Origin of the sequence: Streptomyces sp. NPDC003023, from assembly GCF_042888225.1 — a bacterium.
Lineage (GTDB): Bacteria > Actinomycetota > Actinomycetes > Streptomycetales > Streptomycetaceae > Streptomyces.
Genome location: NZ_JBIAPL010000001.1, coordinates 494304 through 507673, shown reverse-complemented (window position 1 = coordinate 507673; position 13370 = coordinate 494304). Strand labels below are relative to the sequence as shown.

Below are 13370 nucleotides of genomic sequence, written 5' to 3'. Positions count from 1 at the left end.
GGTGGGGCGGTCAGTGGGCGACGGTCGGCTTCTCCGGCGCCAGCGAGTTGCCCGCCGGGATGTTCCCGCAGCTCGTGGGTGCGCTCTCGCCCGCGAAGCGGTCGTCCAGCCAGGCCAACGCGCGCGGCGTCCAGTACGGCATGCTGCCGAAGTGGCTGAGCAGGTTGTACTGCTCGTACTTGATCGACGGGTTGCCGGTGGCGCAGTACTGCCGCGCCAGCGCCCGCACGTCGCCGGCGACCATGACGCCGTCGCCCGTGCCGATGCCCGGCGGTTTGTTGAACGTTCCCTCGAGCACGCCCGCGTTGCCCTGCCCGATGAACCCGGGGACGGTCGGGGTGGCGGCCTGGCCGAGGTTGACCTTGTTGACCGCCTCGGTGAAGGCGGGAATCGAGTTCACGTCCTCGTACTCCGGCTTCACCAACTCCTTCCACTTCATCCCCGGGTAGTGCCCCAGCGCGTCGATGATCGAGCCGTGCTCGAGCTCGTCGAAGACCTTGTGGCCCTTCTCGCTCAGGTAGGGCTTGATGTCGATGCCGTACGCGCGGGCGACGCCGATGACCGCCATCGGGATCACCCCGTTCCACACCGCGGCACCGTCGACGTACTTGAGGTTGTGCGCCGGTGCGACGAGCAGCCCTCCCTCGGCGAAGCCGACAAGGCGCTCGTTGACCTCGGGCGCGTACGCGGGGGCCAGGGCGACCGCCCAGTTGGTGGCGATGGCCCCGCCGGAGTAGCCGATCAGTCCGAACTCGGTGTCGCCGTGCAGGCCGGTCTCCTCGACGCGGGTGCTCGCGCGGATCGAGTCCAGCGTGTTCGTCCCGTACGCGGGGCCGGCCGCGAACTCGGCGGTCTGGCCCTCGGTGTCCGGGATGACGACGTCGTAGCCCTTGGCGAGCAGCGGCGCCATGACGAGGGTCTCGAAGTTGGCGATGAGGCCGCCGACGGAGACGTCCCCGGCGATGGACCGGGACGGGCCGTGCTCCGGGTCGAGCGAGTCGTAGAACGACTGGTACGACACGGCCTTGCTGCCGTCGCTGTGCTGACTGCGGACCACGGTGGTCACGTTGGCCGACGGCCGTCCCTGGGCGTCGGTGGAGCGGTAGAGCAGCTGGATCGCCTTCACCGGCGTGGGGATCCCGATGACGTGGTAGTCCAGCGTGCGCTTCTTCAGCACGTCACCCGGCTTGTACGAGGACAGCGGCTTGCTGCCGTCGTAGCGGTAGAACGGGTCGGACGCCGTGGTGTCCGTCTGCGTGCCCGCGACAGGCGCGGCCGTCGCCGTCGGGGCGGTGCCGACGGTGAGGGTGGTGAGGGTGGTGGTGACAACAGCGGTGGCAAGCAGACCGGCGGCTCTCCGGTTCATGACTCCCCCTAGTGCGTGAAGTGGGTCACGTGTCCTTACTGAGGAGTAAGTTACTGGAAGTAAACTACGGTGCCCATAGACACGACGGCAGAGTTTTGACTCTCTTACGGGACGAGGGCCGCCTGCCCGGTCGACCGGCGGTCGCGGCCTCGCACCCGGGCGGCAGAATGACGAGATGATCGGCAACCGGATCACTCATCGCACCGCGGACGGCGTCCGCATACCCGGCACCTGGCGGCACGCCTTCATCCGCAACGGCGGCCAGTACTTCCTCACCGACCTGTACATCTTCGCGGACGGCATCGTCGACTGCTGGGGCCTGGTCACCCTCGACGAGTTCGAGCAGAAGCTGCGCAGCGGCTGGGTGGCGACCTCGCTCTCCGAGGGGACACGCGCGTCCGCCCACGGGTTGGCGTCCTGGAAGTTCGCCGACCCGCACTGCCGGCTGACGCCCGAGCTGCTGCTCGCCGAAGTACGGGACACGGTCGAGCAGTTGAACGGACGGCCCGACTCGACGGCCCACTGCCTGGCCGCCGTCGACGTCTTCCTCGCCGACCGGACGGAGGAGAACCGGGCCGCCGTACGCGCGACGTACCTCGCGATCCCCGAGACACAGCGCCTCTACGCACTCGGCGACATGGACCACAAGGACTGGCCACTCCAGGCACTGATCGCCGGCCCCGGCGGCGAACTCGACGAGTGGTCCGACGAGCCGGTCACACAGGAGGACTACGACAACGCGATCGCCTACTTCGAGGAGCGCGCCCGGTCGTTCGCCGAGCGCACCCCCCGTACCCCGGCGGACGGGCCCACCACCTCGTTCGCGCCGGCCGTCCATCTCTACGAGTCGTACGTGCGGCAGCCGACGGACGACCCGGGCCCGACGGGGTTGCGCAACGACTACCCTGCGCCCGTCGTCGTCGACGATGTCACCTACCCGTCCGTCGCCCATGCGTACTGGGCCCTGTCGGTCACCGCCGAGACCACCCGCGCCGCCGTCCTGGCGACCGCCAACGCGCACGTCGCACGGCGGATCGCGGCCAAGGCCGCGCGTCGCCCCGGTTGGGAGCAGGCCCGGACGGCCGTCATGACGGGCCTGCTGCGCGCCAAGTACACCCAGCATCCCGACCTGGCCGAGATCCTGCTCGCCACCGGCGACGCGACCGTGGTCTACGACGACTCCGACTCGGGCTTCTGGGGCAACGACACGGGCCAGGGGCGCAATTGGACGGGCCGCCTGCTCGAACTGGTCCGCTCCGAACTCCAGGCCCGGCAGGCGGGCATAGGCCTGCCCGGCCAGCGCGTCGGTTCTGCGCATGCGTCGGCGATCGCCCGGGTGTCCCAGTAGAAGGGACGCGGTCCCGGCCCGGCAGGCGTCGTGCCGAAGCCGTCCACCACCCTGTCGTCCTCCGTCATGCACCGTGACGATCGCCCCGGACACCACATGAACGAGGGGCCACCCGGACCGCGCGGCCGGACAGCCCCTCGTCACGAAACAGCCCGGTCCGCTAGACGATGTTGTTGAACTTGGTGCCCTCGCCCGCGTACAGCGTGGTCGTCTGCCGGCTGAACGGGGCCGTCGTCGAGCCGGTCGAACGGTACACGTACGTGCCGTTCGGGCCGTAGGCGACCATGTCGGAGCGGCCGTCGCCGGTGACGTCACCGGCGCCCACGAGGTGGGAGAAGGCGTTCCAGCCGGCCCCGATCCTGACGCGGGACGCGACGGTGCCGTCGGCCCTGCCCTGGTAGAGCCACAGCACGCCGTAGGTGTCGCGGGCGACGAGGTCACCCGCCGTGCCGCCCGCGATGTCGCCCACGGCGGTGATCTGGTTGTAGATCTGCCAGCCGCCGCCGATCCGGGTGCGGGTCGCGAAGGGGGCGGACCAACTGCCGGTGCCCTTGTAGAGCCACAGGACGCCGTAGGTGTCGGTGGCGAGAAGGTCGGGGCGGCCGTCGCCGCTGAGGTCGCTGCCACCGGTGATCTTGTTGTAGATCTGCCAGCCGGCACCGATCTTGACGCGGGACGCGAAGGTGCCGTCCCCCTTGCCCAGGTACAGCCACAGGACGCCCGAGGTGTCGCGGGCGACGAGGTCGCCGGCCGGGGCACCGGCCAGAGCCCCCACGGCCTCGATCTGGTTGTAGATCTGCCAGCCGGCACCGATCTTGGTCCGCTGCGCGGTGGCGACCTGGTTGTCCGACGGCCAGTCGAAGAGGTCGTCCCGCCACAGCAGCCCCGAGGCGTCGCGCGCGAGGACGTCCGTCGAGCCGTTGTCGTTGAAGTCGTGCGCGTTGGCCTGGCGGGAGACCTGGAAGTTTCCCGAGGCGGTCGCCGGACCGCCCACGCCGTCGGCAGGGGTGGCGGTGATCTCCCAGTCGTAGGCGCCGTTCTGGGCGCTGATGCCGCCCATCACGCCGTCCCAGACGAAGGAGAAGCGGCTGCCGGAGACCGGCTCGGACAGGTGACGGGTGAGCGTCCTGCCGGTGGCCCGGTGCGTGAGCGTGAGGTCCACGGTGGCGTTCGGGCGGGACAGGGTCCATTCCATCGGGACCGTGGTGCCCGGCGTCTCCAGGTTCACCGCGGTGGGGACCTGCGTCCCGCTCACCTCGAGGGCCATGACCCGGCCCGTGTCCGCCACGAGCGTGGCACTCGGGAGGCCGTCGTCCCCCTCCCAGATCCGGAACAGTCCGTCGGCATCGGCCGTCGCGCCGCGCACGAGCAGGCCGCCATCCGGGGCGTGGGCCACGCTGGAGAAGTGCTCAAGGAGCTTGTACGGCGCGGCGGTCGCGTCCTTGACGCTGCGCGCGTACAGCGGGCTAGGCGTCCCGCCGTCGGCCTGGCCCGGGACCCCGTAGAGCAGCGTGTCCCTGGTGACACCGGCGATGACGGCAGCGCTCATGGAGCTGTCCATGGCGAACCTCGGGTGGACATACGTCCCGTCCACCACGAGTTCGGTGACCCCGCTCCGGTAGTGGACGTAGGCCTCGTAGTCGGCGGTGTAGGCGCCCGTCGAGGCGTGGGTCCACCGGGCGGTGCTCGTCCTGCTGCCCGACTCGATGGCCGCGTCGCCGCCGACGCTCGTGCGCGTCATCCAGAACTCGGTCCGGAAGGTCGACGAGCTGGGGAACACCCGGTTGCTGCTCAGGACGAGCATGACGTCGCTCGTGGAGGCGATGACCTTGAAGTCCATGCTGTAGGAGTTGGAAGAGCGCTTCGTCTTCCTCGGCAACCCGTCGATCGAGGTCAGCTGCCACAGCTCGTGGTAGTCGGCGGTGCCCGTCGGAACCTTCACATAGACGTTCTCGCCGACCGCGCCGACGAGCTCCGCGCCGGGCTTGAACTCGGACGCGAGGTCGAAGGACGCGGTCGCGGACCGGGCGGCGTCCTCGCGCATGTCCAGGAGGTGGACCATGCCGTTGCCGTCGCCGGTGACGATGACGTCGGAGTTGCTGTCGTGACCGACGGTGCCCGCGACCGGCAGCACCGAGCCGTCGGCGTACTTGTGCCACTCCAGGACCGGGTTGCCGACGTCGTCCTTGCGGGACGTGAGGTAACCGGTGTCGCCGGTGCTGACGATCTCGGCGTCGAGGGGCAGATTCGCCTCGGCGGCGGACTCGGCGGCGACCCCGCTCGCGGCGGCGGGGGTGGCCACGGCCCCGGGCGTGGCCAGGACGCCGGCACCGACCGTCACGGCCAGAACCGTGGCGACGGAGGCGCCGAGACGGCGTCGGGTGGTGCGTACGGAAGCCAAGAAAGTCCCTCCTGATGAGCAAAGCGGTACGCGCATGGGCGCGCACCGCTCGATCAGACTCGCGAAGGGGAGACGTGGTTGTACGTGATCTTCCTGTTCTCTCCGGGAGAACAAGGCGACCCTGTTCGCGGGGTCACGCCGGAACACACCTGATCAGCGAGGCTGGAGGCGGGTGCCCGCGAAACAGAATTCGTTGCCTTCCGGGTCGGCACAGTCGACGACCAGCTCACTGATACGGCATGCCATGTGCGTCAGTGCACGTGGACGCCCCGGAAGCCGGTCAGGCGATGACGCGCTCCAAGTCTGCTCCGTCGAAGGGGGGATAGGCATCGCCGCCGGTTCGCTCCGCCGCGTCGATGTAGTCGGCGAGAGCGTCGCGGGATTGGGCGAGCCTGTCCATCTGATCGTTCAGTCGCCGCAGCCGTGACCGCATCGCGGCCAGCAACTCGGGACATCCGGGCAGCTCCGGGGCTTCTCCGAGCGCACAGGGCAGCAGGTACGCGATGTCCTCGGAGGACAGACCGGCACCCAGCAGATGGCGGATCTGCTTCACCCGGAGCACGGCGTTCTCGTTGAACTCGCGGTAGCCGTTCGCGCCGCGGTCCGCCTCCAGCAGGCCCTGGGCCTCGTAGTAGCGCAACTGATGAGTGTTGACACCCGTCCGGCGACTCAGTTCCCCGATCCGCATCGAAACCTCACTTGACCTTCATACCGGTATCAACGTTGACGATGCTGCCATGAAGAACAGCCACGAAACACCCGTGACAGTCATCGGACTCGGACTGATGGGACAGGCACTCGCCGGCGCGTTCCTGAAGGCCGGGCATCCCACAACCGTGTGGAATCGTACGCCCTCCAAGGCCGGCCAACTGGTGGCCGACGGTGCGCTGTTGGCACCGACGGTCGGCGACGCGCTCAAGACGGGCTCCCTGACGGTCATCTGCGTCACCGACTACGCGGCCATGCACGAAACGCTCGGCGCGAACGACGTCGAACTGAACGGCACGATGCTGGTCAACCTGACCTCGGGGAGCTCCGCCCAGGCCAGGGAAGCCGCCCGATGGGCCGAGCAGCGCGGCGCCCGCTACCTGGACGGCGCCATCATGGCCGTCCCGTCTGCCATCGGCACCGCCGACGCGCTCATCCTGCACAGCGGGCCGCAGACGGACTTCGAGGAGTACGAATCGACACTCGGCGCGCTCGGCACCGCCACTCACCTCGGGACGGACCACGGGCTGGCGTCGCTGTACGACGTGGCCGGCCTGGCCATGATGTGGAGCATCCTGAACGCGTGGCTCCAGGGCACCGCCATGCTCAGGACGGCCGGTGTGGACGCCGCAACGTATGCGCCGTTCGCACGGCAGATCGCGGCCGGTGTGGCCGAATGGCTGCCTGGGTATGCAGGGCAGATCGACAGCGGTTCCTTCCCGGCCGAGGTGTCCGCCCTGGAGACCGACGCGCGGGCGATGGAACATTTGATCGAGGAGAGCGAGGCAGTGGGGGTGAACACCGAACTGCCGAAGTTCATCAAGGGGATGGCCGACCGCGCGATCGCCGCCGGACACGGCTCAGAGCAGTATCCCGTCCTGATCAAGGAGTTCGGCAAGCTCTGCAGCGACTGACCGACGCCGAAGCCGGTCCGCGGCCCGGGGCCGGCGCTCTTCACTGGTCACGGCGCCCAGACCGCACAGTCGGCATCCCCCGCCCGCCGTCCACGGGTGGGGGATGCCGACTGTGCCACCCCCGTGACCCGTCTGCTCTCCAAACTCGACGCCCGGGACCGTGTCCGGCTCGTCATCATCGCGTACGACGCAGGTCTGGTACCCGCGTCCGGATGAGTCACGGGCCGGGACCGGTGGGGCGGATGTGCGTTCGGGGGACCTCGGATGTCAGGATGAAGCAATGAGTAACAACGTCTTCTTCGACATCACCATCAACGACGAGCCCGCCGGCCGGATCGTCTTCACCCTCTTCGACGACGTGGTCCCGAAGACCGCCAAGAACTTCCGCGAGCTGGCCACCGGCGAGCACGGCTACGGATACGAGGGCTCGTCCTTCCACCGTGTCATCCCGGACTTCATGCTCCAGGGCGGCGACTTCACCGCAGGCAACGGCACGGGCGGCCGCAGCATCTACGGCGAGAAGTTCGCCGACGAGAACTTCCAGCTCAAGCACACCAAGCCGGGCCAGCTGTCGATGGCCAACGCGGGCCCGAACACCAACGGCTCGCAGTTCTTCATCACGACCATCGTCACCGACTGGCTGGACAACAAGCACGTCGTCTTCGGTGAGGTCGTCGAGGGCATGGACCTGGTGAAGAAGATCGAGGGCCTGGGCTCGCGCGCCGGCGCCACCTCGGCGAAGATCACCATCGCCAAGTCGGGCGTCGTCGAGGGCTGAACCGCCCCCGCTCACGCACAGGAGGGCCCGTCGGCGCGCGCCGACGGGCCCTCCTGCGGTCGTGTCACGTCTCGTCCGGCTCCAGCCGCAGCGAGATCGAGTTGATGCAGTACCGCTGGTCCGTGGGGGTGGGGTAGCCCTCGCCCTCGAAGACATGGCCCAGGTGGGAGCCGCACCGCGCGCAGCGCACCTCGGTGCGGACCATGCCGTGGGAGGTGTCGGAGACCAGTTCCACCGCGTCGGTGTCCCGCGGGTCGTAGAACGACGGCCAGCCGCAGCGGGACTCGAACTTGGTGTCGGAGCGGAACAGCTCCGCCCCGCACGCACGGCACGAGTACGTGCCGGTCGTCTTCGTGTCCGTGTACTCACCGACGAACGCCGGCTCCGTGCCGGCCTGGCGCAGGACCGCGTACTCGGCGGGGGTCAGCTCCGCCCGCCACTGCTCGTCCGGCTTCTCCACGTCGTACGCCATCGATGCGCCTCCTTCAGCTCGACAGGCGGGCCAGGACGGCCGGACCGAGGTCCGTGACGTCACCCGCGCCCATCGTGAGAACGAGATCACCGGGCTTCGCCATTCCCGCGATCACGTCCGGGACCGCCGTCTTGTCGTGCACGGCCGTGACCTCGGCGCCGGCGGCCTTCGCCGCGTCGACGATCAGCTCGCTGGTGATGCCCGGGATCGGGTCCTCGCGGGCCGGGTAGATGTCGAGGACGACCGAGGCGTCGGCGAGCGCGAGGGCCTGGCCCATCTCGGTGCCCAGCTCCTGGGTGCGCGAGAAGAGGTGGGGCTGGAAGACCACCAGGAGGCGGGCGTCGGCCGCCGCGCCGCGCATGGCCTCGAGGTCGGCGGTCATCTCGGTCGGGTGGTGGGCGTAGGAGTCGATGACCTGGACGCCCGCGGCCTCGCCCTTGAGCTGGAGGCGGCGCTTGACGCCCGTGTACGCGCCGATCGCCGAGGCCAGGTTGTGCGCCGGGATGCCGAGGGCGACGCCGGCGGCGAGCGCGGCGACCGCGTTGTGGGCGTAGTGGCGGCCGGGGACGGACACCGTGAACGTCAGCAGCTTCCCGTTCAGCATGACGGTGACCTCGCTGGTCAGGCCGCGCGGGGTGACCTTGTGCACACGCACGTCGGCCCCCTCCGACTCGCCGTACGTGACGACCTTCAGCGAGGAGATCTCGCGGACACGGCGGGTCAGCTCGACCGCGCCGGGCTGGTCGGCTGCGATCACCAGCGTGCCGCCGGGCACGACCTTGCCGACGAACGTCTGGAAGGACTCGTAGATCTCGTCCATCGAGGCGTAGTTGGCATGGTGGTCGAGTTCCACGTTGAGGACGATCGCGACCTCGGGGTCGTACTTCTGGAAGCTGCGGTCGCTTTCGTCGGCCTCCGCCACGAAGATGTCGCCCTCGCCGTGCCGGGCGTTCGTACCCGGCCCCTCGAGGTCGCCGCCGATCGCGTACGACGGGTCGAGGCCCAGCTCGGTGAGCGCGACCGCCAGCATCGAGGTGGTCGTGGTCTTGCCGTGCGTGCCCGCGACGGCGATCGACCGCAGTCCGCCCATCAGGGAGGCGAGCGCGTCGGAGCGGTGGACGACCGGCACGGACAGTTCGGCCGCGCGCACCAGCTCCGGGTTGTCGGCCCGGATCGCGCTGGAGACGACGACGCTGGTGGCGTCGGACGACAGGTGCTCGGCCGCGTGCCCGATGTGCACGGTGGCGCCGAGGGCGCGCAGCGCCTCGGCGGTCGCCGACTCCTTGGCATCGCTGCCCGCGACCTTCGCGCCGCGCTGGGCGAGGATCTTCGCGATGCCCGACATGCCGGCTCCGCCGATGCCGATGAAGTGCGGGCGCTCCATCGCGCCGGGAACGGCGGCAGGGACGGCGGGTGCCATGGTCTTCTCCCCAAGCTGTACGACTGCGTGCTGTACGACTACGTGACGACTACGTGCGGCTGCCCACCCTATTGCCTGCGGAGCTACTCGCTGTGCGCGAAGAGCTTCAGCACCGGCACGCCGACCTTGTGGCGGGCTCTGGAGGCCCAGTCGCGGTGGAAGAACTCCTCGACATAGTGGGGCTCTGTCAGGACGATCACCTCGTCCGCGTCCGCCTCGTCGACCACCGACTTGAGCTTGTTCAGGGGGTGGTCCTCCACGAGATGGCCGACCGCCTCGCAGCCCGCCGCCCGCAGGGCGGCCACGGAGTGCTCCAGCGCGCGCTGGGCGGGAGCCTTGGCCTCCGCCCCCTCGGGCTGTCCGCCCTCACGGACCGCTTCCTTCAGTTCGCCGACCGCCACGTCGTCGATGGCACGCAGCAGCACATCGGCCTGGTCGCCGCGCGGCTGCATGAGCACGATGAAGGAGACACCCTCCTCGCCGTGCAGAGTGGTGACGAACTCCACGTCCTCCGAGGTCAGGGGCTTCTCGATCATCAGTACGCTTGTGAACACCTCAGGAGCCCTTCTGCGGAAACTGCGGAAACCATCCTTCCCCGTGCAGGGACGGGGTGTGCGCAATCAAGTGTGCCCGCCACGGGCTAAGCGGAACGGCAAATTCCGCTAATTGGGAACGAGGTCGTCACAGGCGGCGATACCGCGTGAACAGGAATCCGGCCTCCTCCAGTACGGAATCAAGGGCGAACCGCGCCGGATCCGGCAGCCCCGGCCCGCCCGCGATGCGCTGCGCGTCCCCCACCGTCATCGTCGGGGACACCGTCAGACACAGCTCATCCAGTACCCCGGCCGTGGCGAATTGACCCAGCATCCTGGGACCGCCTTCCGTCAGCAACCGCACCAGACCCCGCTCCGCGAGCGCGCGCACGGCCCTCGCGGGGTCCACACCGGGGCCGTCACCTGCGACGACGACCTCCACACCGGCCTTCTCCGCCTCGTGGACACGCTGCGGGGACGCGGCCGCGCCGGTGAGCACCAGGGTCGGCACCAGCGGCTGCGTGAACAGCGGGAGCGAGAAATCCAGGTTCAGCGAGGCACTGACCACGGCGATCGCGGGTGCGGGCCCCTGCCCCGCGGCGGCCCGCCGCTTTGCGAAGACCTCACGGGCGCGGGCGGGCCGGTAGCCCTCCAGCCGCACCGTCTCGGCCCCCACCACGACGGCGTCGGCCAGGCCGCGCAGCGTGCCGAAGATCCGCATGTCGGCGTCGGAGGAGATCGGCTGCGAGCGGCCGTCGTGCTGGGCCGCGCCGTCGAGCGAGGAGACCATGTTGGCGCGCAGCCACGCGCCGCCGGCCGCACCGATGCCCGCACCGCCGCCCCCGCCGCCGGCCGCGCCGCTCCGCGGGTACGCGTAGGCGTCGGCGAGCTCGTCCAGCGACCACTCCCGGTCGTCGGCGGTCGCTGTCTGGTCGGTCACAGGGAACAGGCGTCGCATACGGTGCAGTCTGGCACGCGCTTACAGTTGAGTACTGTGCCGACCAGCCCGATAACCGAAGCCGCTCCCCTGTCGCTCTGCGCCCGCGAGCCGCACGTCCCCGCCGACCGCCTGGTCGCCGAGATGGTGCCGCCGCCGCGCTTCGACTCGGTCCGCTTCGACACCTACGTGCCCGATCCCCAGCAGCCCAGCCAGATCCAGGCGGTCAAGGTGCTGGCCGACTTCGCCTCCGGGCTCGGCGGTGCGCACGCGAGCGGCAGCGGCAAACGGCGCTGGTTCGCCAAGAAGCCCGCCGCCCCCGCCGGCCCTCGCGGCGTCTACCTCGACGGCGGCTACGGCGTCGGCAAGACGCACCTGCTCGCCTCGCTGTGGCACGCCACCCCGGCGGACCCGTCCCTCAAGGCGTTCGGCACCTTCGTCGAACTGACGAACCTGGTCGGCGCGCTCGGCTTCCAGCAGACGGTGCAGACCCTGAGCGGGCACCGGCTGCTGTGCATCGACGAATTCGAACTGGACGACCCGGGCGACACCGTCCTCGTCTCCTCCCTGCTCGGCAGGCTGGTCGACGCGGGCGTGGCGCTGGCCGCCACCTCCAACACCCTGCCCGGCAAGCTCGGCGAGGGCCGTTTCGCCGCCGCCGACTTCCTGCGCGAGATCCAGGGTCTGTCGGCGCACTTCCGGCCGCTGCGGATCGACGGCGAGGACTACCGTCACCGCGGGCTGCCCGAGGCCCCTCCCCCGTACACGGACGAGCAGGTCACCAAGGCCGCGTACGCCACGGAGGGCGCGTCGCTCGACGACTTCCCGCACCTGCTGGAGCACCTGGCGAAGGTGCACCCCAGCCGCTACGGGGCCCTCACCGACGAGTTGCGGGCGGTCTGCCTCACCGACGTGCAGCCGGTGCCCGACCAGTCGACCGCCCTGCGGCTGGTCGTGCTCGCGGACCGGCTGTACGACCGGGAGGTCCCGGTGCTCGCCTCCGGCCTGCCGTTCGACAGGCTGTTCAGCGACGAGATGCTGAACGGCGGCTACCGGAAGAAGTACTTCCGGGCGATCTCCCGGCTCACCGCCCTGGCGCGCGACGCGAAGGACCTGGTGGAGCAGTAGGTTCGGGGCCGTCACACGGTCCGGCCGCGGGCGCACTCCAGGGCGAACAGGACGGCGGCCGCCTCCACGGGCCTCGTGGGGTGAAGGCCCGTCAGTTCCGTGAACCGGCCCAGCCTGTTGAGCACCGTGTTGCGGTGGCAGTACAGCTCACGGGTGACCTCCGCGACCGACCCCGACCCGCAGTACGCGACCACGGTGTCCAACAGGCGCTCGCGCTCGTGCGGGGGCAGCGGGTCCAGACCGGACAGCACCGCGTCGGCCAGCATCCCCGCGACCGGGCCGAGCCGCGCCGCCGCCACGGGCATCCACGCCTCGACGAGTGTCACCGGGCCCTGTGCCCTCCCGGCGTCCATCGTCGTGGCGATCGCCTCGGTCACCCGCACCGTGTCGGGGACGCGGGCCAGTCCGTGCGCCACCGGGCCGACGGCGCACGCCACCCCGTCGAGCCAGGCCGGCAGCGGCAGGTCCGCGCCCTGCGGCAGCCTGGCCACGAGCACCAGCATGCCGTTGTGCTGCTGGAGGTGGTGGGCGGACTGGCCCGTCAGCCGTGCCGCGACGGCCCTGCGCAGCTCCTGCTGCGACTCGGGCGGCGCCACCGCCACGGCGAAGTCCGACTGCGCGTTCACCTGCAGAAGTGTGGCCGCCTGCGCGACGAGTTGCTGGTCGCGACCGTCCGAGGACAGCAGCCTGCCCATGAGCGCGGCCCGCTCGCGCTCGCGTTCACGGGCGAGGACGGCGACCTGGTCCAGGTAGGCGGCGTGCACGTGCACGGTGTGGAACTCCACGGCCTCCCACACACGTACCGCCCCCTGCGTCAGCTGCGGCAGATCCTCGGGGCGGGTCCGCTCCAGGAACGCGGTCCACAGCACACGGAAGTCCATGCGCACCGCCTGCAGAAGCCGCTCGAGCGGCACGCCCTGGTGCGCGCGGCGGCGGCCCAGCCGCTCCGGGACCCCGCGCAGGTCCTCGGGCACCGGCAGACCGCCGATCAGGCGCAGGAGCAGTTCGAAGGAGGAGCGGGCGGTGTCGCGCAGGTCGTCGGGTTCGACCACTCCCTCGTAGTCGTCGAAGGCGGAGACCTCCGGGACGTAGCGCTCGACCAGGTCGTCCAGGTCGTCCAGGCAGTCGCGCACGAGGGCGCGCAGCTCGGGGGCAACCGCCAGGCCGCCGTCCCCGGACCCGGACCCGTCCCCGGACCCGCCGCCCCCGCCACCGCCAGTGGCGGCAGGCACGGGGGCGAGGGCAGGGGCAGGGGCAGGGGTGCCGTCGTGGTCCGGGGCGGGGTCGCGGTCGGGGCCATCAGTGTCCGGCGAATTGTGCATGTGCACATTATCGGGGCTCCAGCACGAAGCGTTTCAGCATTGT

Annotated in this window: 12 protein-coding genes and 1 pseudogene; 5 read left to right on the top strand and 8 right to left on the bottom strand. The window is 70.3% G+C overall.

Annotation, left to right across the window (positions count from 1 at the left end):
- Positions 1-10: 10 nt before the first annotated feature.
- Positions 11-1366, bottom strand: coding sequence for a lipase family protein (locus ACFYV1_RS01895; RefSeq protein ID WP_389393371.1), 1356 nt, complete (start codon positions 1364-1366; stop codon positions 11-13).
- Positions 1367-1541: 175 nt separating this feature from the next.
- Between ACFYV1_RS01895 and ACFYV1_RS01890 the strand changes: the two genes are divergently transcribed.
- Positions 1542-2714 carry an NADAR family protein gene (locus ACFYV1_RS01890; RefSeq protein ID WP_389393370.1) on the top strand — a complete coding sequence of 391 codons (1173 nt, stop codon included), beginning with the start codon at positions 1542-1544 and terminating at the stop codon, positions 2712-2714.
- Between the two features lie 160 nt (positions 2715-2874).
- Here the strand turns inward: ACFYV1_RS01890 and ACFYV1_RS01885 are convergent, their stop codons facing one another.
- Positions 2875-5115, bottom strand: coding sequence for an FG-GAP repeat domain-containing protein (locus tag ACFYV1_RS01885; RefSeq protein WP_389393369.1), 2241 nt, complete (start codon positions 5113-5115; stop codon positions 2875-2877).
- A 280-nt stretch (positions 5116-5395) separates the two neighbouring features.
- Entirely contained in the window at positions 5396-5803 is a 408-nt protein-coding gene (locus tag ACFYV1_RS01880) for a MerR family transcriptional regulator (RefSeq protein ID WP_389393368.1), read from the bottom strand.
- Positions 5804-5852: 49 nt separating this feature from the next.
- On the opposite strand from ACFYV1_RS01880, the gene ACFYV1_RS01875 reads away from it, so the two are divergent.
- From ACFYV1_RS01875 to ACFYV1_RS01865, 3 genes and pseudogenes are all read left to right on the top strand, one after another.
- Positions 5853-6737, top strand: coding sequence for an NAD(P)-dependent oxidoreductase (locus tag ACFYV1_RS01875; RefSeq protein ID WP_389393367.1), 885 nt, complete (start codon positions 5853-5855; stop codon positions 6735-6737).
- Between the two features lie 117 nt (positions 6738-6854).
- Positions 6855-6953: pseudogene (locus tag ACFYV1_RS01870) on the top strand (DNA-binding response regulator); the annotation flags it as partial.
- A 64-nt stretch (positions 6954-7017) separates the two neighbouring features.
- On the top strand, positions 7018-7515 hold the full coding sequence (locus tag ACFYV1_RS01865; RefSeq protein WP_389393366.1) for a peptidylprolyl isomerase: 498 nt from the start codon (positions 7018-7020) through the stop codon (positions 7513-7515).
- Positions 7516-7579: 64 nt separating this feature from the next.
- On the opposite strand, the gene msrB is transcribed toward ACFYV1_RS01865, so the two are convergent.
- From msrB to ACFYV1_RS01845, 4 genes are all read right to left on the bottom strand, one after another.
- Positions 7580-7987: a peptide-methionine (R)-S-oxide reductase MsrB gene (gene msrB, locus ACFYV1_RS01860; protein ID WP_389393365.1), complete on the bottom strand. Its 408-nt coding sequence runs from the start codon at positions 7985-7987 to the stop codon at positions 7580-7582.
- Between the two features lie 13 nt (positions 7988-8000).
- Positions 8001-9407 carry a UDP-N-acetylmuramate--L-alanine ligase gene (gene murC, locus ACFYV1_RS01855; RefSeq protein WP_389393364.1) on the bottom strand — a complete coding sequence of 469 codons (1407 nt, stop codon included), beginning with the start codon at positions 9405-9407 and terminating at the stop codon, positions 8001-8003.
- Positions 9408-9490: 83 nt separating this feature from the next.
- On the bottom strand, positions 9491-9961 hold the full coding sequence (locus tag ACFYV1_RS01850; RefSeq protein ID WP_389393363.1) for an indole-3-glycerol phosphate synthase: 471 nt from the start codon (positions 9959-9961) through the stop codon (positions 9491-9493).
- 127 nt (positions 9962-10088) lie between these two features.
- Positions 10089-10898 carry a pyrimidine reductase family protein gene (locus ACFYV1_RS01845; protein WP_389393362.1) on the bottom strand — a complete coding sequence of 270 codons (810 nt, stop codon included), beginning with the start codon at positions 10896-10898 and terminating at the stop codon, positions 10089-10091.
- 27 nt (positions 10899-10925) lie between these two features.
- On the opposite strand from ACFYV1_RS01845, the gene zapE reads away from it, so the two are divergent.
- The gene (gene zapE / locus ACFYV1_RS01840; RefSeq protein WP_389393361.1) at positions 10926-12005 is read left to right on the top strand and encodes a cell division protein ZapE; all 1080 of its coding nucleotides are present in this window, start codon (positions 10926-10928) and stop codon (positions 12003-12005) included.
- Positions 12006-12016: 11 nt separating this feature from the next.
- On the opposite strand, the gene ACFYV1_RS01835 is transcribed toward zapE, so the two are convergent.
- A complete protein-coding gene (locus ACFYV1_RS01835) occupies positions 12017-13327 on the bottom strand; it encodes a helix-turn-helix domain-containing protein (protein ID WP_389393360.1) in 1311 nt (436 codons plus the stop codon).
- Positions 13328-13370 lie beyond the last annotated feature (43 nt).